The sequence below is a fragment of the Modicisalibacter tunisiensis genome (genome assembly GCF_020148005.1).
GTDB lineage: Bacteria > Pseudomonadota > Gammaproteobacteria > Pseudomonadales > Halomonadaceae > Modicisalibacter > Modicisalibacter tunisiensis.
Genome location: NZ_JAGXFD010000001.1, coordinates 1,526,837 through 1,550,623, shown reverse-complemented (window position 1 = coordinate 1,550,623; position 23,787 = coordinate 1,526,837). Strand labels below are relative to the sequence as shown.

Below are 23,787 nucleotides of genomic sequence, written 5' to 3'. Positions count from 1 at the left end.
GTGGGCTCCGCCGGTGTCAAGTCTTGGTGAGGGCGCTGTAACCCCATCCTTGGGCGCTACCTTTGCCATCTGACCGCCAAGGATGGCGGGAAGGCCGGAATGGAGGGGTCATTTTCCGGCCATGGCAAAGGATCCTCACTTCGTCTTGCCACCGGCACCCACCATGAGAGGGAGTTTGGAAAGAAACGCTCAGCCACGCAGCTGTCGGGCGGCCTCCTCGAGCAGCGCGGCGGTATCCTCCCAGCCCAGGCAGGCATCGGTGATCGACACCCCGTAACGCAGCCCACCGGGCACCAGCGGCTGCTTGCCCTCGGCGAGATGGCCCTCGAGCATCACGCCGACCAGGCCGGTCTCCCCGGCCAGGCGCTGGGCCAGCACGTCGCGCAGCACCTCGGGCTGACGACGATGGTCCTTGGCGGAGTTGGCATGGCTGCAGTCCACCAGCATTCTCGCCGGCAGCCCGGCGTCCTCCAGTGCCCGGCGGCTGGCGGCGACGCTGTCGGTCGCGTAGTTGGGCCCGGCGTGGCCGCCGCGCAGCACCAGGTGGGTGTGGGGATTGCCGGCGGTCTCGCGCATCACCGGGCCGCCGTGGGGATCCATGGCGAAGTGGCGATGGGCGTGGGCGGCGGAGCGCATGGCGTCGATCGCGACCCCGATGCCGCCGTCGGTGGCGTTCTTGAAGCCCACCGCCGCCTCGAGACCGCTGGCCAGTTCGCGGTGAATCTGCGACTCGGTGGTGCGCGCGCCGATCGCCGCCCAGGCGATCAGGTCGTCGAAGTAGGCGGCCGCCATCGGCTGCAGCAGCTCCGTGGCCACCGGCAGTCCCAGCGCGGCGATGTCACGCATCAGCCGCCGCGAGATCGTGAGCCCGCCGGCCATGTCGTCGCTGCCGTCCAGATGCGGGTCGTAGGCGAGCCCCTTCCAGCCCACGGTGGTGCGTGGCTTTTCGACGTAGACGCGCATCACCAGCAGCAGGCGGTCCTCGACCCGGCGGTTGAGGGCCACCAGATGCTCGGCATAGGCCAGGGCAGCGGCGGGATCGTGGATCGAGCAGGGACCGACCACCACCAGCAGACGGTCGTCACGGCCTTCGAGGATATCGCGGATCGCCTGGCGCTGTGCGGCGATGCGCTCGGCCAGGGGCGGCTCGACAGGCAGCTCGCGACGCAGGTCGGCGGGCGTGGGCAGGGCCAGATGAGACGGGCTTTCGGTACGGTCGGCGGTATTCAGGGTCATGGGGGCGTTCATGGCGCTCTCTAGCGTTGGCGCCGCCTTACAGGCGGGCATGGGGACATCGGGACAGTCGTTGGCCACCCATGCTTGCCCGGTCAGAGGTGGCCGACTGCACTGACCGGGCGTCGCTAAATCGCCAATAGCCCCCGCTGCAATAACCGGCCAGGAACGCGTGGTCTGCAAAGGGCATGCGGGTCATGAGTCAGTCTCCTCGTGATGTCATGGCACCGAGGTGCCAAGAAAAAACCCCCGCCGGGTTGCCGACGGGGGTTCTGGGGGAGGCAACCCTGGCGGACAGGGTGCGCTCGCGGCTCGACCTACACGGTCGTGCCGGCGGGCGCACCGCCGGTAAACCAGTACCAATAGCCGAAGCCACCGCCCACGCGCGCGAACTCACCGGCAAGGGGCCGGGCAGTCGCTGCGTGGCAGGTCGAGTGGCTGGGGCTCATGGGTCATCTCCGGAATAGCTAATATCTCTGTCGTTATCCTACACCTTCAGCCGGGATTGGCAACCCCGGCATGCCGCTCACTCCTGCTGCCGCTGCGGCGAGGCGCCCGACGCAGCGGCGCCCGACGCATCGGCGCCCGAGGGAAACAGCGGGTCGCGCGGCGCATAGGCGAAAACGTCGGAGTAGACATGCGCCGGATCGAGGCCGAGCGGGGCCAGGGTATCGATGCAGGCGTAGACCATGCCCGGCGAGCCGGAGAGGTAGACGTCGTGACCGGAAACATCGTCGAGCGAGGCAGCCAGCGCCTCGTCGATGCGCCCGCGGTGGGCGAAGACCCGTTCGCTCTCGAAGCCCGGCTCGAGCGGTTCCTCGGTGACGGCGTGAAAAGTGAAGTTGGGATAGCGCGCGGCCCAGTCGCGGGCCAGGCTCTCGAGGTAGAAGTCGCGGCGCTCGCGAACCGCCCACCAGAATTCGACCGGCAGGGCGTCGTCGGCGGCAAAGACCGCCTCGAGCAGGGCCTTCATCTGGGCGAAGCCGGTACCGGCGGCGATCAGCAGCAGCGGCCGGCGGCTGTCGGCATCGAGCACGCACTCGCCCCCCGGCAGGCGCACGGTGAGCGTGGCGAGGTGCTGCATCAGCTCGCGCAGACGGCGCGAATTGCTGCGCTCCGGCCAGTGCTGGATGTGCAGCTCGATGCTGCCGTCGCCGCGGTGGGCGTTGGCGATCGAGAACGGCACCCAGGTCTCGTCGTCGAGCTTGAGCTCGAGGTACTGCCCCGGCGCGTGGGCCACGGCCTCGGCGCGGCCCTCGAGCCGCACGCGGAAGACATCGGGAGTGAGATCCTCCACCGATGCCACCTGAAAGGTCAGGGTCCTTGCCGTCATGCTGTCCTCATGTCGGTGGAATTCGGGCGCCGGCATTCAGCGACCCTCATCGGGCAGCGGGATGCCCAGCTCGTTCCAGCGCGCCGAGACGCGCGCCTTGACGCTCTCGTCCATGACGATCGGCCGCCCCCACTCGCGATCGGTCTCGCCCGGCCACTTGTTGGTCGCGTCGAGCCCCATCTTCGAGCCCAGCCCGGCGACCGGCGAGGCGAAGTCGAGATAGTCGATGGGGGTATTCTCGACCATCACCGTATCACGCACCGGGTCCATGCGCGTGGTGATCGCCCAGATCACGTCCTCCCAGCGGCGCGCGTCGACGTCGTCGTCGAGCACCACCACGAACTTGGTGTACATGAACTGGCGCAGGAAGCTCCACACACCCATCATCACGCGCTTGGCATGCCCCGGGTACTGCTTCTTCATGGTCACCACCGCCATGCGGTAGGAACAGCCTTCCGGCGGCAGGTAGAAGTCGACGATCTCCGGGAACTGCTTGCGCAGGATGGGCACGAACACCTCGTTGAGGGCCAGCCCCAGCACCGCCGGCTCGTCGGGCGGCCGACCGGTGTAGGTCGAGTGATAGATCGGCTCGCGGCGATGGGTGATGCGCTCGACAGTGAACACCGGGAAGGTCTCGACCTCGTTGTAGTAGCCGGTGTGGTCGCCGTAGGGCCCCTCCTCGGCGACATCGTCGGGATAGATGAAACCCTCCAGGACGATCTCGCTGGAGGCCGGCACCTGCAGGTCGGCATGGCCGCACTTGACCAGCTCGGTGCGCGAGCCTCTCAGCAGCCCGGCGAAGGCGTATTCGGAGAGCGTGTCCGGCACCGGGGTCACCGCGCCGAGAATCGTCGCCGGGTCGGCGCCCAGCGCCACGGCCACCGGAAAGGGCTCGCCGGGATGCGCCTGCTGGAATTCCTGGAAGTCCAGCGCGCCGCCGCGATGGGAAAGCCAGCGCATGATCAGGCGGTTGCTGCCGAGTTTCTGCTGGCGGTAGATCCCCAGGTTCTGGCGCGTCTTCTGCGGCCCCCTGGTGACCACCAGGGCCCAGGTCACCAGCGGCGCGGCGTCCCCCGGCCAGCAGTGCTGCACGGGGATGCGATCGAGATCGACGTCGTCGCCCTCGAGCACCACCTCCTGGCAGGGCGCGCGCCGGACGGTCTTCGGTCCCATGCTCATCACCTGGCGGAACACCGGCAGCTTGTCGAGGGCGTCGCGGAACCCCTTCGGCGGCTCGGGCTCCTTGAGGAAGGCCAGCAGCTCGCCGACCTCGCGCAGCGCCGCGACCGAGTCCTGCCCCATGCCCAGCGCCACCCGCCGGGGTGTGCCGAACAGGTTGCCGAGCACCGGCATGGCGTGACCCTTGACGTTCTCGAACAGCAATGCCGGCCCGCCGGCGCGCAGCGTGCGATCGCAGATCTCGGTGATCTCCAGGTAAGGATCGACCTCGGCGGTGACGCGATGCAGTTCGCCCTGCGCCTCGAGTGCCGCGATGAATTCGCGCAAGTCCCTATACTTCATGGGGTTTCTCGTTTCCCGAACGACGAAAGGGGCAGCATAGCATGCCGCCCCTCCAAGGTGCTGCGGTGACGAACGCCAGGGGAGTGATCCCCGCACTAACCAAGACCGAGACGTTGGGGGCTAGCCGTTGCGAGCGAAGACGAGACAAGGCGGAAAACAGCGAAAGCGCGGAGTTTACTTGAGTAAATGAGCAGCTTGAACTGTTTTCCAACGATGTATCGTCGAGCGCAGCAGGCCAGAATCAACGTCGTTTCATGGCCTCGAAGAACTCGATATTCGTCTTGGTATCCTTCAGGCGATCGATCAGGAACTCGGTGGCCGCGGTGTCTTCCATGGGGTTGAGCAGCTTGCGCAGGATCCACATGCGCTGCATCTCGTCCTCGGAAGCGATCAGGTCCTCGCGGCGGGTGCCGGAGCGACGAATGTTGATCGCCGGGTAGACGCGCTTCTCGGCCAGCTTGCGGTCGAGGTGCGCCTCCATGTTGCCGGTGCCCTTGAACTCCTCGAAGATCACCTCGTCCATCTTCGAGCCGGTGTCGACCAGCGCCGTGGCGATGATGGTCAGGCTGCCGCCCTCCTCGATGTTGCGCGCCGCGCCGAAGAAGCGCTTGGGCTTCTCCAGGGCATGGGCGTCGACACCGCCGGTGAGCACCTTGCCGGAGGACGGCACCACGGTGTTGTAGGCGCGCGCCAGGCGGGTGATGGAGTCGAGCAGGATCACCACGTCCTTCTTGTGCTCGACCAGGCGCTTGGCCTTCTCGATCACCATCTCGGCGACCTGGACGTGACGCGCGGGCGGCTCGTCGAAGGTCGAGGCCACCACCTCGCCGCGCACGGTGCGCGACATCTCGGTCACCTCTTCCGGACGCTCGTCGATGAGCAGCACGATCAGGTGGCATTCGGGATTGTTGCGGGTGATGGAAGTGGCGATGTTCTGCAGCATCAGCGTCTTGCCCGCCTTGGGGGGCGAGACGATCAGGCCGCGCTGGCCCTTGCCGATGGGCGCGGTCAGGTCGATGATGCGCGCAGTGAGATCCTCGGTGGAGCCGTTGCCCATCTCCATCACCAGCCGCTCCTGGGGGAACAGCGGCGTGAGGTTCTCGAAGAGGATCTTGTGCTTGGCGTTTTCCGGCTTGTCGAAGTTGATCTGGTTGACCTTCAACAGCGCGAAGTAACGCTCGCCTTCCTTGGGCGGACGAATCTTGCCCGAGATCGAGTCGCCCTTGCGCAGGTTGAAGCGGCGAATCTGCGAGGGCGAGACGTAGATGTCGTCGGGCCCGGCCAGATAGGAGCTGTCGGCACTGCGCAGAAAGCCGAAACCGTCCTGGAGGATTTCCAGGACACCATCGCCGTAGATGTCCTCGCCGCTCTTGGCGTGCTTCTTGAGGATGGCGAAGATGATGTCCTGCTTGCGGGAGCGGGCCAGATTGTCGATGCCCATCTGCTGGGCGATCTCCAGCAGCTCCGGAACGGTCTTTTGCTTGAGTTCGGTTAGATTCATCGTTTGTTCAGAAGTAGCTCGTGTCAGCGTGGCCGCTTGCGGGCCGATGGGACAGGAGGCGGAGACAGTGCGCCGCGCGGTGCGTTCAGTGTGCCCGTCGAGCCTCTCGCGGATAGGACCCTCGCATGGCGACTCCTGGCGGAGAACCATGGACACTATCGATATCGAGGGAGGCGCTGTTCCCTTCGCCTGGTTGATGCTCCTGACTTTCCTTGGTCCCTGACGTTGCCTGGCAACCGGGATCGTCCCGGGATCTACACAACCGATGACAGGGGATGAACAGCGGGCTTTCTGACGACTTGGCATGACCGCGTCGGTGGCACCGGGCGACGGTCGGGAAGCTTTCGGAACAGGCGAACGACTCGATGTTAGTGAAGCCCGGCGGTAAACGCAAGTCCCGCCGGGGCCGGATTCATCGCTCCCGGGCGCTGTCGAGCAGCTGCCGGAGCTGATCGTCGTCGAGTGCTCCGACCCGGGTGGCCACCAGGTCGCCGTCGACGAAGAGGATCGACGTGGGCATGCCGCGCACACCGTACTTGCGCGCCAGCTCCGGTGCCGCGTCGACCTCCACCTGATAGGTCGCGAGAGGCACCGGCTGGCGCTCGAGGGCACGGGCCAGGCGCGGCAGCAGGACGGCACAGGGTTCACACCAGTCGGCGACGAAGGCGACCAGCAGGGTCTCATGAGCGGCGAGACGCGCCTCGAGCATGTCGCCGGAGAGGGTTTCGAAGGTGGTTTCGGCCATGGCCCGTCCTTGTCGGCTCGTGCCGTCTTGCGACGACGATTTCCCCTATTGGACGCTCCCGCCCGGCGATTGACAAGCCATGAGCGCCCACGCAACCTTGCGCTAATCGTGTATCGACAGGGAAATCCCATGAGCAGGACGCCCGCTGCCCAGGCCCCTCAGCGCCTGGCCGCCATCGATCTGGGATCCAACAGTTTCCACCTGCTGGTGGCCAACCGGCTTGGCGACCATCTGCAGGTGGTCGCCAAGCAGGGCGAGAAGGTCCAGCTGGCCGCCGGTCTCGGCGACGACGACCACCTCGACGAACCCGCCATCCAGCGTGCCCTGGACTGCCTGGCGCGCTTCGCGCCCTTCGTCGAGGGCATCCCCGCGGACGCCATGCGCGTGGTGGGTACCAACGCCCTGCGCGCGGCCCACAACAGCCGCGACTTCATCGAGCGCGCCGAGGCCGTGCTGGGTCACGAGATCGAGATCATCGCCGGCCGCGAGGAAGCCCGCCTGATCTACCTGGGCGCCGCCCACGCCCTGGCCGACATCCACGGCCGACGGCTGATCGTCGACATCGGCGGCGGCTCCACGGAATTCATCATCGGCGAGCGCTTCGAGCCCGAGGCTCTGGAAAGCCTGCACATGGGCTGCGTGGCCTACACCCGGCGCTTCTTTCCCGACGGCCAGATCACCGAGAAGCGCTTTCGCCAGGCCGAGCTGGCGGCGCTCTCGGAACTGGCCAACATCCGCCGCCACTACCTCGCCCTGGGCTGGTCCGACCCGATCGGCTCGAGCGGTACCATCAAGGCCGCCGCCTCGGTGATCGCCGCCGCCGGCGACTCCCCCGAGGGCACCCTCACCCGCCAGGGCCTGGCCCGGCTGCGCAGGCGACTGATCAAGTGCAAGCATCTCGACCGGGTCGAGATGGCCGGGCTCAAGGCCGACCGGGCCCGGGTCTTCCCGGCGGGCGTCGCCATTCTCTGCGCCATCTTCGAAGCCTTCGAACTCGAGCACATGCGCTTCGCCGACGGCGCCCTGCGTGAAGGCGTGCTCTACGACCTGATCGGTCGCAACACCGCCGAGGACCCGCGCCTACCGGCCCTGACCGGCCTGACCCGGCGCTACGGCGTGGATCACCGCCAGGCCACCAACGTCGCCGCCAGCGCGGCCAGCGCCTTCGATCAGGTCTGCGACGCCTGGCAGCTCGGCGAGATGATACGCCCCTTCCTGCTGTGGGCCGCCGAGCTTCACGAGATCGGCCTGGCGGTCTCCCATAGCCAGTTCCATCGCCACGGCGCCTACCTGCTGGAAAACGCCGACCTGCCCGGCTTCTCGCGCCCCGAACAGCAGCTGCTGGCGTTTCTGGTCCGCGCCCATCGGCGCAAGTTCGCGCTCAAGGAGCTCGAGGCCCTGCCGCCGGCCTACCGGGACCGCGCCGCGCGCCTGGCGCGACTGCTGAGACTCGCCGTGGTGCTCAACCATTCGCGCCCGGAACACCCGCCGACGACATTCCAGCTGCAGGCCGAGGGCGAGGCGCTGCTGATGATGCTGCCGGATGCGCTGGCCGAGCAGTCGCTGCTGCTGACCGACCTCGAGCAGGAGATCGCCTACCAGCGCGCCGCCGGCTTTCGTCTGGCGGTGGATCCGCTCACTCTCGAGATCTAGGTGTGATCTCTCGACAGGGGGCATCCGGAGCCTGGCCGCGGGAGCGGCGTCAGTCGCGATTCCAGGCTCGCGGAATCTGGCGCCAGCCCTCCGCCACGGCCACCCCCAGCACCGCGACCAGAACCTCGCCGTGCCAGGCCAGCAACTGGTGCTCGCGCCGCCAAGGCGGTACCCCGGCCTCCTGGAGCAGGCGCTTGACGTCGCGCCGGCCACGCCCGGCGGCACGCAGGCGCTCGCCGCCCCGTCGCGCGGTGAGCGTCAGCACGGCATCCTCTCCCGTCTCGCGGGTCAGCGACCAGGCCACGGCCACGGCCGGGCCGGGCGACTCGGGTACCACCCGGCCCGGCCGGCCGTCCCACACGGCACGCCAGCCCGCGGGCAGCGGCTCGGCGGGTCGCTGCAGATGGAGCTGCCCGCGCCAGCGCCGTCCCTCGCCGCCCGGCCAGCTCACGTGCACTTCGGCATCGTCCCGCGCCGCGAGCTGCCCGAGCAGGCTCTCCAGACGCGCCGCCGGTGGCGTGGGCAGCTCGAGGCACCGGCAGGCGTGACGCACCAGCAGCCGCTGCCGGGGCCGCGACAGGCCGACCAGGGCGGCGACGTCGAGTCGCGCCGGATCATTGCCGGCAGCGGCCAGGTCGATCGCGGCCAGGTCGGCGAGCAGGGCATCGGCCTCTCCGGCGTGGCGCGCCGCCTCGCCCAGCGAGCGCGCGGCGCCGGGCCAGCGCACCGCCAGCACGGGCAGCACGCGATGGCGCAGATAGTTGCGGTCGAGCGAGATATCAAGGTTGGTGGGATCGTCGCACCAGCTCAGGCCGCGCTCGGCGGCGGCCGCCGCGAGCCGCTCCCGGCTCACGCCCAGCAGCGGCCGCGCCAGCCGCCGATCGCGCCAGTCACGCGTCTCGGGCATCGCCGCCAGCCCGCGTACCCCGCTGCCGCGCAACGCGGCGAGCAGGAAGGTCTCGGCCTGGTCGTCGGCGTGCTGGGCCAGCCACAGCGTCTCGCCCGGCGCCACCCGCTTGGCGAACGCCGCATAGCGCGCCTCGCGGGCCGCCGCCTCCAGCCCCCGGCCCACGGATTCGACCGCGACCGACTCGACGAACAGCGGGATGCCGTGGCGCGAGCAGGACCACCGGCAGTGACGCACGAAATCGGCGGCGGCGGACTGCAGGCCGTGGTCGACGTGCAGGGCATGGATGGGGCGCGGATGACGCCGCGCGGCATCGGCGACGAGCGCCAGCAGCAGGCAGGAATCGAGACCGCCGGACAGCGCCACCCAGACGACACGCCCCGGCGGGGTCTCCGCCAGGGCGTCATCGATCACGGCTTGCAGCGACATGCGGCCCTTATGCTGGCGCCCCATAGCTCATGAGCCTTTCATACCGCCGCGCCAGCAGCGCCTCGGTGTCCATGCTGCCCAGCCGGTCGAGACTCCCGAGCAACGATTCCTTGAGCCGCTCGGCGGTGGTCCGCGGATGGCGATGCGCCCCGCCCAGCGGCTCGCCGATCAGGTTGTCGACGAAACCCAGTTCCTTGAGGCGCTCGGCGGTGATGCCCATGGCCTGGGCGGCCTCGGAGGCCTTCTCGGCGCTCTTCCACAGGATCGAGGCGCAGCCCTCGGGGGAAATCACCGAGTAGGTGGAATACTGCAGCATGGTCAGCTCGTCGCACACGCCGATCGCCAGCGCGCCACCGGAGCCGCCCTCGCCGACCACGGTGGCGACGATCGGCGTCTTGAGTCGCGACATCACCGCCAGGTTGTAGGCGATCGCCTCGCTCTGGCCGCGCTCCTCGGCGTCGATGCCCGGGTAGGCCCCCGGCGTGTCGATGAAGGTCAGCACCGGCATCCGGAAGCGCTCGGCCATCTCCATCAGGCGGCAGGCCTTGCGGTAGCCCTCGGGGCGCGGCATGCCGAAGTTGCGGCGCACCTTCTCCTTGACGTCGCGGCCCTTCTGGTGGCCGATGACCATCACCGGCTTGTCGTCGAGCCGGGCGACCCCGCCGACGATCGCCGCGTCGTCGGCGAAATGGCGATCGCCGTGCAGCTCGTCGAAGTCGCCGAAGATCATCTCGAGATAGTCGAGGGTGTAGGGTCGCTGCGGGTGACGGGACAGCTGCGAGACCTGCCAGGCGGACAGATCGCGGAAGATCGACTCGGTGAGCTTCTTGCTCTTCTCCTCGAGCTTGGCGATCTCGTCGCTGATGTTGATCTTGCTGTCGTTGCCGACCAGCCGCAGCTCCTCGATCTTGGCCTGCAGTTCGGCAATCGGCTGTTCGAAGTCCAGATAGTTGGGATTCATAGCGCTTGAGCTTCTTGAAGTAGGCACGGCCAGCCTGGCGGCACGGCTGTCATGCGACGATGGGCGTGCAATGACCGGGCATTATCGCAGCTTGGCCAGCGCACGCAAGGCGCCGGCCACGCCGGCCCCGGGTGGGTGTCGGCTCGGGCGAGCCGGCCTTCAGGACCACCGTCCCGCTCAGCCACGGTACTTGAGCCGGATGCCGTCCTGCCCCTCGACATCGCGCAGCGCGGCGAGCAGCTCGTCGGCGGGCGCCACCTTCCACTCGCTGCCGAGCTCCAGCCAGCCGCTGGCGGCGTCGTTGCGATAGCGCACCCGCACCGGCAGACCGGTCTCGTTGCGCCACGGCGCGAGGCTGTCGCGCAGGGTGGCGATGAAGCGGCCGTTGCAGCGCGCGCCGTCCACCGACAGCTCCACCGCCTCGCCGTAGCGGCTGCGCGCGTCGACCATGGCGGTCACGTCCTTGCCGCGCAGGCGCAGCCCGCCGGAGTAGTCGTCACTCTGCACCTCGCCCTCGACGATCAGTACCTGATCGGTATCCAGCCGACTGCGCACCTGGTCGAACAGCTCGCCGAACAGCGAGGCCTCGATGCGCCCGGTGCGGTCATCCAGGGTGACGAAGGCCATGGTGTCGCCGCGCTTCGACTTCATGGTGCGCATGGCCACCACCAGCCCGGCGACCCGCTGCGGCTCGCGCGACGGCTTGAGATCGCGGATCCGCGTCGACACGAAGCGCGCCAGCTCCTGTTCGTACTCGTCGATCGGGTGGCCGGTGAGATACAGCCCCAGGGTGTCCTTCTCGCCGGCCAGGCGTTCCTTGTCGCTCCAGTCGCGAACCTGACGGTAGTCGGCATAGACATCGCCGGCCTCGGGCTCGCTGAACGCCTCGCCGAACATGTCCATCATGCCCAGGTTGGCGTTGGTGGTACTCTGCTGCGCCGCCTTGATGGCGTCGTCCAGCGCGGCGGCCAGCACCGCCCGGCTCGGCCCCAGGGTATCCACGGCGCCGGAGCGGATCAGAGCCTCGAGGGTACGCTTGTTCATGCGCTTGGCGTCGACCCGACGGCAGAAGTCGAACAGGTCGCTGAAGGCGCCGCCCGCGGTGCGCGCCTCGACGATCGCCTCGATCGGCCCCTCGCCGACGCCGCGGATCGCCCCCAGGCCATAGACCACGCGCCCCTGTTCGTCGACGGTGAACTTGTAGCCACCGACGTTGACGTCGGGCGGGGTCACCGTCAGGCCCAGGTTGCGGCATTCCTCGATCAGCGGCACCACCTTGTCGAGGTTGTCCATGTCGGTGGACAGCACCGCGGCCATGAAGGGCCCGGGGTAATGCGCCTTGAGCCAGGCGGTCTGGTACGAGACCAGGCCGTAGGCCGCCGAGTGCGACTTGTTGAAGCCGTAGCCGGCAAACTTCTCCACTAGGTCGAAGAGGTTGCCCGCCAGATCCTTGTCGATGCCGTTGGCCGCGCAGCCCTCCATGAAACCGACGCGCTGCTTGGCCATCTCCTCGGGCTTCTTCTTGCCCATCGCGCGGCGCAGCATGTCGGCCTGCCCCAGGCTGTAGCCGGCCAGCACCTGGGCGATCTGCATGACCTGCTCCTGGTAGAGGATCACGCCGTAGGTGGGCTCGAGGACCGGCTTGAGCAGCTCATGCTGGTAGTCGGGATGCGGGAAGGCCAGCTCGGCGCGGCCGTGCTTGCGGTTGATGAAGTCATCGACCATCCCCGACTGCAGCGGCCCCGGACGGAACAGCGCCACCAGGGCGATCATGTCCTCCAGCGAGTCGGGCTGCAGGCGCTTGATCAGCTCCTTCATGCCGCGGGATTCGAGCTGGAACACCGCCGTGGTCTCGGCCTTCTTGAGCATGTCGAAGGTCGGCACGTCGTCGAGCGGGATGGTGTTGATGTCGAGCGGGCCCTGCCCCTGGCGCGCGCGCACCGCATCGACCATCTCCAGCGCCCAGTCGATGATGGTCAGGGTGCGCAGGCCGAGGAAGTCGAACTTGACCAGCCCGGCATCCTCGATGTCGTTCTTGTCGAACTGCACCACCAGGCCGCTGCCGTCCGGCTCGCAGAGCAGCGGCGAGAAGTCGGTGAGCCGGGTCGGCGCGATCACCACCCCGCCGGCGTGCTTGCCGGTGCCGCGGGTGATGCCCTCGAGCTTGAGCGCCATGTCCCAGATCTCCTGGGCCTCCTCGTCACCGGCGAGGAAGTCGCGCAGCGCCTCCTCCTGCTCGTGGGCCTTGGCCAGCGTCATGCCGACCTCGAAGGGAATCAGCTTGGAGAGCTTGTCGCCCAGCGAGTAGGGCTTGCCCTGGGCACGCGCCACGTCGCGCACCACCGCCTTGGCGGCCATGGTGCCGAAGGTGACGATCTGCGAGACGGCGTCGCGGCCGTAGCGCTCGGCGACATAGTCGATCACCCGGTCGCGCTTCTCCATGCAGAAGTCGACGTCGAAGTCGGGCATCGACACGCGCTCGGGATTGAGGAAGCGCTCGAACAGCAGGTCGTATTCCAGCGGGTCCAGATCGGTGATCTTGAGCGCATAGGCGACCAGCGAGCCGGCCCCCGAGCCACGCCCCGGCCCCACCGGGATGTCGTTGTCCTTGGCCCACTGGATGAAGTCCATCACGATCAGGAAGTAGCCGGGAAAGCCCATCTTGATGATGATGTCGAGCTCGAAGTCGAGGCGCTCGCGGTAGGCCGCCTCGTGATCGGCGCGGCGGCGATCCGGATAGATGGCGTCGTCGCCGTCGAACAGCTGGGTCAGGCGCTCGCCGAGGCCGTCGTGGGAGAGCTGGCGGAAGAACTCGTCGAGGGTCATGCCCTCGGGTACCGGGAACTCGGGCAGGAAGATCTCGCCGAGGCGCACGTCGACGCTGCAGCGCGCGGCGATCATCACCGTGTTCTCGAGCGCCTCGGGGATGTCGGCGAACAGCTCGGCCATCTCCTGGGGGCTCTTGAGGTACTGCTCCTCGCTGTACTTGCGCTCGCGGCGCGGGTCGTCGAGCGCCTTGCCCTCGCCGATCGACACCCGGGTCTCGTGGGCCCAGAAGTCCTCGCGGGTCAGAAAGCGCACGTCGTTGGTCGCCACCACCGGCGTGCCGGTCTCGGCGGCGAGGTCGACCGACAGGTGAACACATTCCTCGTCGTACTGGCGACCGGTGCGCTGCAGCTCGAGATAGAAGCGCCCGGGGAAGTGGCGCTGCCACTCGGCGAGCAGTTCGCGGGCCTCGTCGCCGTGCTCGGCGAGCAGGAAGCGGCCGACCTCCCCTTCCCGGGCGCCGGACAGCGCGATCAGCCCGTCGCTCTGGGCGAAGATCCAGGCCTTCTTGAGCAGCGCGCTGCCCTGGCGCTGGCCTTCCTGCCAGCCCCGCGAGATCAGTTCGGTGAGGTTGCGGTAGCCGACGTCGTTCATCGCCAGCAGCGTCAGCCGGTAGGGATGGCTCTCGTCGAACGGGTTCTCGAGCCACAGGTCGGCGCCGATGACCGGCTTGAGACCGGCGCCCAGCGCCGCCTTGTAGCTCTTGACCAGGCCGAACAGGTTGGCCTCGTCGGTCACCGCCAGGGCCGGCATGCCCGCCTCGGCGGTCGCGCTCACCAACGGCTTGAGGCGCACCAGGCCATCGACGAGGGAGTATTCGCTGTGCACGCGCAGATGAACGAAGGGAGTCGTCATGTCGCTCTCGTGATGGTTGTCGGGCGGCAGCGGCCGCCGCGTCAGAAGAGATCCAGCTGGCGTTTCACCGGAGCGAAGGAGCGGCGGTGCTCGGGCAGCGGCCCGAGGCGCTCCAGCGCCGCCAGGTGTTCCGGGGTCGGGTAGCCCTTGTGGCGGGCGAAACCGTACTCGGGGAAGCGCGCATCGAGGGCGACCATCTGCGCATCGCGAGCCACCTTGGCGAGGATCGATGCGGCACCGATGGCCGGATGACGGGCGTCGCCCTTGACCACCGCCTGGCCGGGAACATGATGCCCGGGCAGGCGATTGCCGTCCACCAGCAGGTATTCGGCCGCCGGCGTCAGGGCGTCGATCGCCCGGCGCATCGCCAGGTGGGTGGCATGGTAGATGTTGAACTCGTCGACCTCGGCCGGCGTGGCCTCGGCCACGGCGAAGGCCAGCGCCCGCTCGCGGATCGTCGCGTCCAGCGCCCGGCGACGCGTCTCGCTGAGCGCCTTGGAGTCGCCCAGCCCGTCGATCGGCCGCTGCGGGTCGAGGATCACCGCGGCGGCGACCACCGCGCCCGCCAGCGGGCCGCGACCCACTTCGTCGACCCCGGCCAGCCGCTCGCCGGTGTAGTCGAGGACGATCTCGGCACTGCCCCGATAACCGGCGATGACATGGCGTCCTGCGACCGTGCTCATGAGGTCTCCCCGGGCAGCGCCGCCGGCGCCTCGGGCAGCGGCCGGCGCTCGGCCACCGCCAGTACCGCCTCGGCGGCGCGCTCGCTGGCGCCGCGCTGCAGCCCGGCGTGCAGGGTGGCAAAGCGCTGCTCCAGCGCCGCGCGCGAGGCCGGCTCGCACAGCCAGGGACGCAGGTGCTCGCCGATCGCCGTCGGCGTGGCGGCCTCCTGGATCAGCTCGGGCACCAGCGTCTCGCGGGCGATCAGGTTGGGCAGCGAGATCCACGTCGTCCTGACCAGCCGACGGGCCAGCCAGTGGGTGGTCGGCGCCATGCGGTAGGCGACCACCATCGGCCGGTGACAGAGCATCGCCTCCAGGGCCGCGGTCCCCGAGGTCAGCAGTACCGCATCGCTGGCCACCATCGCCTCCCGCGAGCGGCCGTCGAGCAGCCGGGTTCGTGCCTGCAGGCCGGGATGGGCCGCGAGCAGCGCCTCGAGCTCGCGCCGGCGTTCCGGCGAGGCCGCGGGAATCACCAGTTCGAGCCCATCGACCGTGGCCAGCAGCCGTTCGGCGGCCGCCAGGAAGGTCGGGCCCATGAAGCGGATCTCGTTGCCGCGCGAGCCGGGAAGAATGGCCAGCACCGGCGTCTCGGTGGGCAGCTCCAGCGCCGCACGGGCCGCGGCCCGGTCGTTGACCAGCGGCAGCTCGTCGGCCAGCGGATGACCGACGAAGGCCACCGGCACCCGATGCTGGCGGTAGAAGCTCGCCTCGAACGGCAGGAAGGTGAGCATGGCGTCCACCGCCCGGGCGATACCCTTGATCCGCCCCTGCCGCCAGGCCCACACCGAGGGGCTGACGTAATGCACGGTGGGCACCCCCGCCTCGCGCAGCTGACGCTCGAGGCCCAGGTTGAAGTCGGGGGCGTCGATGCCGACCATCACGTCGGGTCGCCAGGCCAGGGCGTCGTGGCGCAGGTGGCGACGGGCCTTCACCAGCCCGGGCAGGTGCCTGAGCACCTCGACCAGCCCCATCACCGACAGCGTCTCCAGCGGGTAGAGGCTCTCCAGGCCCTCGGCGATCATGCGAGGGCCGCCGATGCCGCGGAACTCGGCCTCGGGATGACGGGCCTTGAGCGCGCGCATCAGCCCGGCGCCGAGCAGGTCCCCGGAGAGTTCGCCGGCGATCAGGTAGACGCGCATCGGCTCAACGGATGATGCCGCGGGTGGAAGCCTCGAGGGAGGCGATGAACACCGCCACCTCGGGCATCTCGCCGTAGCGCTCGTGCAGGTTCTCGAGCGCCTGCTCGACGGTCAGCCCCTGGCGATAGACGATGCGGTAGGCCTCGCTCAAGGCCTTGATCGCCTCGCGGGAGAAGCCGCGCCGCTTGAGCCCCACCAGGTTGAGGCCATGCGCCTCGCCCGGATTGCCGTTGACCATCAGGTAGGCGGGAATGTCCTTGGTGACGATCGAGCCACCGCCGCACATGGCATGCTCGCCGACATGACAGAACTGGTGGATGGCGGCCAGCCCGCCGAGGATCGCGAAGTTGCCCAGGGTGACGTGGCCGCCGAGGGTCGCCTGGTTGGCGAGGATGCAGTCGTCGCCGATCACGCAGTCATGGCCGACATGGGAATAGGCCATGAACAGGTTGCGGCTGCCGATGGTGGTCTCGCCGCGATCCTGGACGGTGCCGCGGTGCAGGGTCACGCCCTCGCGCACCACGTTGTCGTCGCCCATTTCCAGCCGGGTCGGCTCGCCGGCGTACTTCTTGTCCTGGCAGGCCTCGCCCACCGAGGCGAACTGGAAGATGCGATTGCGTCGCCCCAGCCGCGTCGGCCCGTTCACCACGACGTGCGGGCCGATACGGCACCCCTCGCCGATCTCGACGTCGGCGCCGATGACACTGAACGGCCCCACCTCGACATCATCGGCGAGACGCGCGCTGGGGTCGACGATGGCGGTTGGATGAATCAAGCGACCTTCCTCTCGGCACAGGTGATCTCGGCCTCGCAGGCCACTTCACCGTCGACGGTGGCGGAACACTGGAACTTCCAGATGCCGCGCCGGGCGCGGATCACCCGCGCTTCCAGGCGCAGCTGGTCGCCGGGCATCACCGGACGCTTGAAGCGCACGTTGTCGCTGCCCACCAGGTAGTAGACATAGCCGTCGGCCGGCAGCTTGTTGACCGTCTTGAAGCCGAGAATGCCACAGGCCTGGGCCATGGCCTCGACGATCAGCACGCCCGGCATGATCGGATGATGGGGAAAATGGCCGTTGAAGAACGGCTCGTTGATGCTGACGTTCTTGCGGGCAACGATGGATTCGCCGAGCTCGAGCTCCACCACCCGATCGACCAGCAGGAAGGGATAGCGGTGGGGCAGATACTCTCGAATTTCGTTGATGTCCATTACCATCGATGCGACCTCTGGAAGTACATATGCCTGCACGGAAGGCAGGCATCTCAGGCGGGACGTCGGGCGCCCCGCCGCGTTGATGTTGGCGCGGGATTATAGCGTTCCTGCACGCCGTCAGTCGCGCCTCAGCCGGTCGAACCCCGCTCGAGGCGTGACAGGCGCTTGGCGATGTCGTCGAGCTGCTTGAAGCGCACCGCGTTCTTGCGCCACAGCGCGTTGCTCATGGCGCCGGTTCCCGACGAGTAGACACCCGGTTCGGTGATCGAGTTGGTCACCAGACTCATGCCGGTCACCTGCACGCCGTCACAGATCGTCAGATGGCCGGACAGGCCCACGCCACCGCCGAGCAGGCAGTGACGCCCCACCTTGGTGGAGCCGGCGATGCCCACGCAGCCGGCCAGCGCGCTGTGATCGCCCACCTGCACATTGTGGGCGATCTGCACCTGGCTATCGATCTTGACGTCGTCGCCGATCACGGTGTCGCCGAGCGCGCCGCGATCGATGCTCGAGCAGCTGCCCACCTCGACGTCGTCGCCCAGCACGACGCCGCCGAGCTGGGCGATCTTGTGCCAGCCGCGGCCATCATGGGCGAAGCCGAAGCCGTCGGCACCGATCACGCAGCCACTGTGCAGGATCGCCCGCTTGCCGACCACCACCCCGTGGTAGAGCGTCACGTTGGCATGCAGCCGCGAGCCGTCGCCGACGACCGAATCCGCGCCGATCACGCAGCCGGGGCCGACGCTCACGCCGTCACCCAGCTCGACACCGCTCTCGATCACCGCGTTCGCCGCGATGGTCACGTCGCGCCCCAGCACGGCGTCCCCGGCCACCACCGCGGAAGGATGCACGCCACCGGCGTCAGGCGCCGCCATGGGGTCGAACAGGCGCGACAGCTCGGCATAGGCCAGATAGGGATTGTCCAGCTCGAGGCGCGCCACCGGGCACTCGCCGCCATGGGCGGGATGAATCAGCACGGCGGCGGCCCGGGTCTGCGTCAGGTATTTCAGATAGGCCTTGTTGGCCAGGAAGCTGATGTCGTCCGGGCCGGCGTCGCTGAGGGTCGCCAGGCCGCTGACCCGGCGCTCGCCGTCGCCGACGAGAGTGGCCCCCAGTCGGTCGGCCAGCTCGGCCAGGGAGCAGGAAAAGGGCTCGGATCGTTTCATGTCATCGACGAGACGGGCGGCCGGCGCCCGATCCCTCACTTGGCGTTGAGAATCTTGGTGACTTCCTGGGTGATGTCCAGGCCGTCATTCATGTGCACGACCGCATCGCGGTCGACGACCAGATCGGCCCCGTGGCGCTCGGCCGCCTGCTGGATGGCCTTGTCCAGTCGCGGCTTGGCGGACTTGAGGAAGGCCTGCTGCTGCTTCTGCTGCTCCTGCTGGAGCTGGGCACGCAGCTGCTGGAACCGGCCGCCCTTCTGGCGCAATTCCTGCTGGAGCTTCTTGCGCTCGGCATCGGACATCACCGCGCCATCCTTCTGCAGGCGCTGCTGCAGTTTCTGCAGCTCTTCGCTCAGGGACTTCGCCTGCTGGCGCTGCTCGCTGGTCTGGTTGCGCAGCTCGTTCATCGACCGCTGGGCGGCGTCGGACTGCATCAGGGCGGCGCGCCAGTCGAGCACCACGACGTCCGTGGCGTAGGCGGGGGCGGCGGCGAGTGCGCCCAGCAGGCACAGCGCTCCGGTCAGTTTGCGCATGAATGACTCCTTTGCCGATCTCGGTGCCTCAGAAGGTCTGGCCGAGGGAGAATTGGAAGACCTGAGTGTCGTCGCCCGACTTGTCGTTGAGCGGCTGGGCGATGCTGAAGGTCAGCGGCCCCACCGGGGTCAGCCACGACAGCCCCAGACCGGCGCTGTAGCGCAGCTGGTCGAGCTGCACGCCGCTTTCGCAGCTGGAGCTGTAGCCGGACGGCACATCGTAGCAGTCGGTGAGGTAGGTGTTGCCGGCATCAAGGAACACGCTGGTCTGCAGGGTGCGATGGTCCTCGACGAACGGGAACGGGTAGATCAGCTCGGCCGAGCCCTCGACCAGCACGTTGCCGCCCAGGGTGTCGTTGTTGCCGGTGCCCCGCCGCGTGGTCTTCGGCCCCAGGGTGTTGCCGGAGAAGCCGCGCACCGAGCCCAGTCCGCCGGCGTAGAAGTTCTCGTAGAACGGGTAGGGGTCGTTGCCGACGGTATCCGCATAGCCGAACGTCGACGAGAACTTGAGCGACCAGTCGGTCGAGAGCTCGAAGAGCTTCTGGCCGCGATAGCGCAGCTTGTAGTACTGGGCGTCGGAGCCGGGCACGGCGGTTTCCAGCGACAGGCGCTGGTAGCTGCCGTCGGTGGGCAGGATGCCACGGTCGAGGTTGTTGCGCGTCCAGCTGGCGGTCAGCTTGTAGGCAATCGCATCCTTGCCCTGGCCATCGACGTACTCGATGATCTCGGCCGGCGTGTCGCTGTAGGTATTGATGCTCAGATTCTCGAGACCCACGCCGAAGTTCAGCCGCGTGATGTCGTTGACCGGATAGCCGAAGTTGATGTTGCCGCCGTAGGCATCGGTCGAGTAGGTCGAGATGTCGGAATTCTTGTAGTCGGTCTTGCGATAGAAGACGTTGAAGCCGCGGGAAATGCCGTCCAGCGTCCAGTAGGGGTCGGTATAGCCGAAGTTGAGCTTGGTGTAGGTGTCGCTGCGCTGGGCGCCGATGTTCACCCGGTTGCCGGTGCCCAGGAAGTTCTTCTGCGACAGCGAGGCACCGTAGATCACCCCGGCGGTCTGCGAGAAGCCGACGCTCGCCGAGATCGAGCCGGAAGGCTGCTCCTCGACGTTGTAGGTGACATCGACCTGATCGGGCTCGCCCGGCACCGGGCGTGTCTCGACGTCGACCTGCTTGAAGAAGCCCAGCCGCTCGAGGCGCTGCTTGGACTGGCTGATCTTGTCGGTGGAGGCCGGCGCGCCCTCCATCTGGGTCATCTCGCGGCGCAGCACCTCGTCCTGGGTGGTGGTGTTGCCCTCGAAGTTGATGCGCCGCACATAGGCACGCCGCCCCGGCTCGACCATGAAGGTCACGTCGACGGTGTCGCCGTTCTCGTCGACCTCGGGCACGCTCTCCACATTGGCGAAGGCGAAGCCCTCGGCACCGAGCTTCTGGCGCAGCGCCTCGGCGGAATCGGTCAGGGTGCTGCGCGAATAGATTTCCCCGGACCTGGCGGTGATGAGCTTGCGGGCCTGCGACTCGCTGATCTTGAGATCGCCGGCGAACTTGATCCGGTCGATGCGATAGCGCTTGCCTTCGTTGACGTTGATGGTCACGAAGATCTTCGACTTGTCGGGGCTGATCGCCACCTGCGTGGAGTCGATGGCGAAGTTCACGTAGCCGCGATCGAGATACCAGGAGCGCAGGGTCTCGAGGTCCCCGGACAGCTTCTCGCGGGAATACTCGTCGTCGGAGAACCAGCCGAAGAACCAGCCGGGGCGGTCCTCGAGCTGCAGCAGGCCGCGCAGGGTGTCGTCGGAAAAGGCCTCGTTGCCGACGATGTTGATCTGGCGGATCTTGGCGACGGCGCCCTCGTTGACCTTGATGTTCACCTTGACCCGGTTGCGCTCCATGGGCTCCACCGAGGTCTCGATGCGGGCGCTGTAACGCCCCTGGGCATGATAGAGCTGCTCGAGCTGGCGCTGCACGTCCTCGAGGGTGGCCCGCTGCAGCACCTGGCCCTCGGCCAGGCCGGCATCCTTCATCCCCTTGCGGAGATCGTCGTCGGAAATCTGCGAGTTGCCCTCGATGTCGATGCCGGCGATCGACGGCCGCTCGACGACGTGGATGACCAGCACATCACCGTCGCGTGCCAGGCGCACGTCCTCGAACAGACCGGTGTCGAACAGCTTCTTGGCGGCGTCGGCCAGCTCCCGGTCGTCGACGCGCTCGCTGGCGGAAACCGGAAAGGCGTTGAAGACCGACGCGGCGGAGACGCGCTGCAGGCCCTCCACGCGAATGTCGGAAACCGTGAAGGGGGCCGCGAAGGCCGTCGGGGTGCCGCACAGCAGCAGTGCCGCCAATCCAAGGGTCTTGAGTTTCATGCAGTCGCTTCGCTCGAGTTGTTTCCGCCAGCTCGCTGAACAGGCACCTTATACATTTACTCGGCCCACTGACAAGGCTGGCGCGCCGCGCGCCAGCGCCGGCCAACGCTACAGCCGCATCAGATCGAAGTACAGCGCCATCAGCATCAGGGTGCCGACCAGCGCCATGCCGATTCGCAGCCCCGCCGCCTGGGCGGCTTCCGAGACCGGGCGGCCGCGCGCCGCCTCGATGAGGTAATAGAGCAGATGGCCGCCGTCGAGGACCGGGATCGGCAGCAGGTTGAGCACCCCGAGACTGATCGACAGGTAGGCCATGAAGGACACGAAGCTCTCCAGACCGCTGCGGGCCGTGTCGCCGGCGATGCGGGCGATGGTGATCGGCCCCGACAGGTTGCTCGGCGAGATCAGCCCCAGCAGCATCTTGCGGATCGAGTCCAGGGTCAGCACGGTCATTTCCGTGGTGCGCGACACGGCCTGCCCCACCGCCGCCAGCGGCCCGTAGCGAATCTCGCGACGATAGGCGTCGGGCCAGGACACCGGCGCCACACCGGCGCCGATGTAGCCGATGCGCTCCCCATCCTGCTCGTGGACCGCCGGGGTCAGCGATACCTCCCGTGTCTGCCCGTCGCGGGCCACCGTCAGGGTCATGGCCTGCCCGGGATGCGCCCGCACCGCCTCGACGAAGGCCGTCCAGCCGTCGATGGCGCGTCCGTCGACCGCGACGATGCGATCCCCGGAGGCCAGCCCGGCGCCGGCCGCCGCCCCGTCATCGAGTACCTTGCCCAGCACCGCGGGCGTCGCCGGCCGCCAGGGAGTGACCCCCAGGGTTTCCAGCGGCTGCGGCGGATCCTGCCCGACCAGCCAGCGATCGACCGGCACCGAATGGCGCTGGGCGGGACCGCCCTGATCGGCGTCGCGGGTCTCGATGTGCAGCGGCTGGCGAGTGCCGATGGCCGACAGCAGGCGCAGGTTGACGGCCTCCCAGGTCGGCGTGTCCTCGCCTTGCACGGCGACGATCTCCTGACCCGCCGCCAGCCCGCCTCGCGCCGCCGGCGAGTCGGGCGCCACCGTGCCGACCACCGGCGCCACCGCGGTGGTGCCGGCCACGAACAGGGCCCAGTAGACCACCAGGGCGAGCAGGAAGTTGGCCAGCGGCCCGGCGGCGACGATGGCGATGCGCTTGCCGACCGACTGCCGGTTGAAGGCCCGCGGCAGTTCCTCCGGGGACACCTCGCCCTCGCGCTCGTCGAGCATCTTGACGTAGCCACCCAGCGGGATCGCGGCGATGGCGTACTCGGTGCCGTGGCGGTCGAAACGCGACCACAGCGGCTTGCCGAAGCCCACCGAGAAGCGCAGCACCTTGACGCCGCAACGGCGCGCGACCCAGAAATGGCCGAACTCGTGGAAGGTGATCAACAGCCCCAGCACCACGATGGCCGCCAGGATGTTCTGAATCGCGTCCATCTCGTCCCTCCTCGATCAACGCGCCAGCGACAGGCGCTGGTCGGCCAGCCGCCGGGCACGGGCGTCCTCGGCGAGAACCTGCTCCAGGCTGTCGGCCGGCACCGCCGGGCAGGCGTCAAGCACCGCCTCGACGACCTCGGCGATGGCCGTGAAGCCCAGCCGCCCGTCCAGAAATGCGGCCACCGCCACCTCGTTGGCGGCGTTGAGCACCGCCGGCGCCGTGCCGCCCGCACGCATCGCCTCGCGCGCCAGGCGCAGGCAGGGAAAGGCTTGCTCGTCGGCCGGCTCGAAGTCGAGCCGGGCCACCTGGAAGAGGTCGAGCGGTTCGACACCGGCCGCGATGCGCTCCGGCCAGGCCAGGCCGTAGGCGATCGGGGTGCGCATGTCGGGATTGCCCAGCTGGGCGATCACCGAGCCGTCGCTGTAGGCGGCCATGGAATGCACCACGCTCTGCGGATGCACCACCACCTGAATCTGCTCGGGCCGTGCGGCGAACAGCCAGCACGCCTCGATCAGCTCGAGCCCCTTGTTCATCAGTGTGGCACTGTCCACGGAAATCTTGCGGCCCATCGACCAGTTGGGGTGCGCACAGGCCTGCTCGGGCGTGACCGCGGCCAGGGCGTCCGGCGCCCAGCCGCGAAACGGCCCGCCCGAGGCGGTCAGCAGCAGCCGGGTCACACCGGCCCCGGCCAGGCCGTCGCCGCGGTCGGGCGGCAGGCACTGGTAGATGGCATTGTGCTCGGAATCGATGGGCAGCAGCACGGCATCATGACGCGCCACCGCGTCCATGAACAGCGCCCCGGACATCACCAGCGCCTCCTTGTTGGCCAGCAGCACGCGCTTGCCGGCACGCACCGCCGCCAGGGTCGGCAGCAGCCCCGCCGCGCCGACGATGGCCGCCATCACCACCTCGACCTCGCCGGCCTCGGCCACCTCGACCAGTGCCGCCTCGCCGGCGCGCACCTCGGTGGCGATGTCCGCCGCGGCCAGACGCTCGCGCAGCCAGGTCGCATCGGCCTCGCGGGCGAGGACCGCCACGGCCGGCCGGTGCACCCGGCACTGCGCGAGAAGCGCCTCGCGCCGGGTGCCGGCGGTCAGGGCGTGAACGCGGTAGCGCTCGGGATGCCGGGCGATGACATCCAGGGTACTGGTGCCGATGGAGCCCGTGGCCCCCAGCACGGTGACGCGCTGCGGGGGGCGGGCGGAGGAATGTGCAGTCATCAGG

18 protein-coding genes are annotated in these 23,787 nt (G+C 68.5%); 1 reads left to right on the top strand and 17 read right to left on the bottom strand.

Annotated elements, in window-relative coordinates; all coding sequences use genetic code 11:
- Positions 1-189: 189 nt before the first annotated feature.
- The 5 genes from KGQ91_RS07220 to KGQ91_RS07200 form a co-directional block, all read right to left on the bottom strand.
- Positions 190-1,248 (bottom strand): 3-deoxy-7-phosphoheptulonate synthase, encoded by a 1,059-nt coding sequence (locus KGQ91_RS07220; protein WP_224420649.1) that lies wholly within the window; start codon positions 1,246-1,248, stop codon positions 190-192.
- Between the two features lie 511 nt (positions 1,249-1,759).
- The gene (locus tag KGQ91_RS07215; protein WP_224420648.1) at positions 1,760-2,566 is read right to left on the bottom strand and encodes an NAD(P)H-flavin reductase; all 807 of its coding nucleotides are present in this window, start codon (positions 2,564-2,566) and stop codon (positions 1,760-1,762) included.
- A 36-nt stretch (positions 2,567-2,602) separates the two neighbouring features.
- Positions 2,603-4,087, bottom strand: coding sequence for a 4-hydroxy-3-polyprenylbenzoate decarboxylase (ubiD, locus tag KGQ91_RS07210; RefSeq protein ID WP_224420647.1), 1,485 nt, complete (start codon positions 4,085-4,087; stop codon positions 2,603-2,605).
- A gap of 241 nt (positions 4,088-4,328) precedes the next feature.
- On the bottom strand, positions 4,329-5,588 hold the full coding sequence (rho, locus tag KGQ91_RS07205; RefSeq protein ID WP_224420646.1) for a transcription termination factor Rho: 1,260 nt from the start codon (positions 5,586-5,588) through the stop codon (positions 4,329-4,331).
- A gap of 412 nt (positions 5,589-6,000) precedes the next feature.
- Positions 6,001-6,333 (bottom strand): thioredoxin family protein, encoded by a 333-nt coding sequence (locus tag KGQ91_RS07200; protein WP_224420645.1) that lies wholly within the window; start codon positions 6,331-6,333, stop codon positions 6,001-6,003.
- A 129-nt stretch (positions 6,334-6,462) separates the two neighbouring features.
- Here KGQ91_RS07200 and ppx point away from each other — a divergent pair, with 129 nt between their 5' ends.
- Positions 6,463-7,986 (top strand): exopolyphosphatase, encoded by a 1,524-nt coding sequence (gene ppx / locus KGQ91_RS07195; RefSeq protein WP_224420644.1) that lies wholly within the window; start codon positions 6,463-6,465, stop codon positions 7,984-7,986.
- A 49-nt stretch (positions 7,987-8,035) separates the two neighbouring features.
- Here the strand turns inward: ppx and tilS are convergent, their stop codons facing one another.
- From tilS to ispC, 12 genes are all read right to left on the bottom strand, one after another.
- Complete coding sequence (gene tilS, locus KGQ91_RS07190) at positions 8,036-9,322, bottom strand: tRNA lysidine(34) synthetase TilS (RefSeq protein ID WP_224420643.1); 1,287 nt, start codon at positions 9,320-9,322, stop codon at positions 8,036-8,038.
- A 7-nt stretch (positions 9,323-9,329) separates the two neighbouring features.
- A complete protein-coding gene (accA, locus tag KGQ91_RS07185; RefSeq protein ID WP_224415709.1) occupies positions 9,330-10,283 on the bottom strand; it encodes an acetyl-CoA carboxylase carboxyl transferase subunit alpha in 954 nt (317 codons plus the stop codon).
- Positions 10,284-10,460: 177 nt separating this feature from the next.
- Positions 10,461-13,964: a DNA polymerase III subunit alpha gene (dnaE, locus tag KGQ91_RS07180; protein ID WP_224420642.1), complete on the bottom strand. Its 3,504-nt coding sequence runs from the start codon at positions 13,962-13,964 to the stop codon at positions 10,461-10,463.
- Between the two features lie 41 nt (positions 13,965-14,005).
- Positions 14,006-14,647: a ribonuclease HII gene (gene rnhB / locus KGQ91_RS07175; protein WP_163650015.1), complete on the bottom strand. Its 642-nt coding sequence runs from the start codon at positions 14,645-14,647 to the stop codon at positions 14,006-14,008.
- The gene (lpxB, locus tag KGQ91_RS07170; RefSeq protein WP_224420641.1) at positions 14,644-15,825 is read right to left on the bottom strand and encodes a lipid-A-disaccharide synthase; all 1,182 of its coding nucleotides are present in this window, start codon (positions 15,823-15,825) and stop codon (positions 14,644-14,646) included. The genes rnhB and lpxB overlap by 4 nt, the downstream gene beginning before the upstream one ends.
- Positions 15,826-15,829: 4 nt before the next feature.
- Positions 15,830-16,600, bottom strand: coding sequence for an acyl-ACP--UDP-N-acetylglucosamine O-acyltransferase (gene lpxA, locus KGQ91_RS07165; RefSeq protein ID WP_163650013.1), 771 nt, complete (start codon positions 16,598-16,600; stop codon positions 15,830-15,832).
- Entirely contained in the window at positions 16,597-17,040 is a 444-nt protein-coding gene (gene fabZ, locus KGQ91_RS07160; protein ID WP_163650012.1) for a 3-hydroxyacyl-ACP dehydratase FabZ, read from the bottom strand. Before fabZ ends, lpxA begins: the two co-directional genes overlap by 4 nt.
- A 125-nt stretch (positions 17,041-17,165) precedes the next feature.
- Positions 17,166-18,203, bottom strand: coding sequence for a UDP-3-O-(3-hydroxymyristoyl)glucosamine N-acyltransferase (gene lpxD / locus KGQ91_RS07155; RefSeq protein WP_163650011.1), 1,038 nt, complete (start codon positions 18,201-18,203; stop codon positions 17,166-17,168).
- Positions 18,204-18,238: 35 nt separating this feature from the next.
- Positions 18,239-18,736, bottom strand: coding sequence for an OmpH/Skp family outer membrane protein (locus tag KGQ91_RS07150; RefSeq protein ID WP_224420640.1), 498 nt, complete (start codon positions 18,734-18,736; stop codon positions 18,239-18,241).
- A gap of 28 nt (positions 18,737-18,764) precedes the next feature.
- Positions 18,765-21,098: an outer membrane protein assembly factor BamA gene (bamA, locus tag KGQ91_RS07145; RefSeq protein WP_224420639.1), complete on the bottom strand. Its 2,334-nt coding sequence runs from the start codon at positions 21,096-21,098 to the stop codon at positions 18,765-18,767.
- A 108-nt stretch (positions 21,099-21,206) separates the two neighbouring features.
- Positions 21,207-22,562, bottom strand: coding sequence for an RIP metalloprotease RseP (gene rseP, locus KGQ91_RS07140; RefSeq protein ID WP_224420638.1), 1,356 nt, complete (start codon positions 22,560-22,562; stop codon positions 21,207-21,209).
- 15 nt (positions 22,563-22,577) lie between these two features.
- Positions 22,578-23,783 (bottom strand): 1-deoxy-D-xylulose-5-phosphate reductoisomerase, encoded by a 1,206-nt coding sequence (gene ispC / locus KGQ91_RS07135; RefSeq protein WP_224420637.1) that lies wholly within the window; start codon positions 23,781-23,783, stop codon positions 22,578-22,580.
- Positions 23,784-23,787 lie beyond the last annotated feature (4 nt).

Coding starts and splice junctions, on each gene's coding strand:
- KGQ91_RS07220 (WP_224420649.1), bottom strand. CDS start 1,248: ATGAACGCCCCCATGACCCTGAATACCGCCGACCGTACCGAAAGCCCG.
- KGQ91_RS07215 (WP_224420648.1), bottom strand. CDS start 2,566: ATGACGGCAAGGACCCTGACCTTTCAGGTGGCATCGGTGGAGGATCTC.
- ubiD (WP_224420647.1), bottom strand. CDS start 4,087: ATGAAGTATAGGGACTTGCGCGAATTCATCGCGGCACTCGAGGCGCAG.
- rho (WP_224420646.1), bottom strand. CDS start 5,588: ATGAATCTAACCGAACTCAAGCAAAAGACCGTTCCGGAGCTGCTGGAG.
- KGQ91_RS07200 (WP_224420645.1), bottom strand. CDS start 6,333: ATGGCCGAAACCACCTTCGAAACCCTCTCCGGCGACATGCTCGAGGCG.
- ppx (WP_224420644.1), top strand. CDS start 6,463: ATGAGCAGGACGCCCGCTGCCCAGGCCCCTCAGCGCCTGGCCGCCATC.
- tilS (WP_224420643.1), bottom strand. CDS start 9,322: ATGTCGCTGCAAGCCGTGATCGATGACGCCCTGGCGGAGACCCCGCCG.
- accA (WP_224415709.1), bottom strand. CDS start 10,283: ATGAATCCCAACTATCTGGACTTCGAACAGCCGATTGCCGAACTGCAG.
- dnaE (WP_224420642.1), bottom strand. CDS start 13,964: ATGACGACTCCCTTCGTTCATCTGCGCGTGCACAGCGAATACTCCCTC.
- rnhB (WP_163650015.1), bottom strand. CDS start 14,647: ATGAGCACGGTCGCAGGACGCCATGTCATCGCCGGTTATCGGGGCAGT.
- lpxB (WP_224420641.1), bottom strand. CDS start 15,825: ATGCGCGTCTACCTGATCGCCGGCGAACTCTCCGGGGACCTGCTCGGC.
- fabZ (WP_163650012.1), bottom strand. CDS start 17,040: ATGGTAATGGACATCAACGAAATTCGAGAGTATCTGCCCCACCGCTAT.
- lpxD (WP_163650011.1), bottom strand. CDS start 18,203: ATGAAACGATCCGAGCCCTTTTCCTGCTCCCTGGCCGAGCTGGCCGAC.
- KGQ91_RS07150 (WP_224420640.1), bottom strand. CDS start 18,736: ATGCGCAAACTGACCGGAGCGCTGTGCCTGCTGGGCGCACTCGCCGCC.
- bamA (WP_224420639.1), bottom strand. CDS start 21,098: ATGAAACTCAAGACCCTTGGATTGGCGGCACTGCTGCTGTGCGGCACC.
- rseP (WP_224420638.1), bottom strand. CDS start 22,562: ATGGACGCGATTCAGAACATCCTGGCGGCCATCGTGGTGCTGGGGCTG.
- ispC (WP_224420637.1), bottom strand. CDS start 23,783: ATGACTGCACATTCCTCCGCCCGCCCCCCGCAGCGCGTCACCGTGCTG.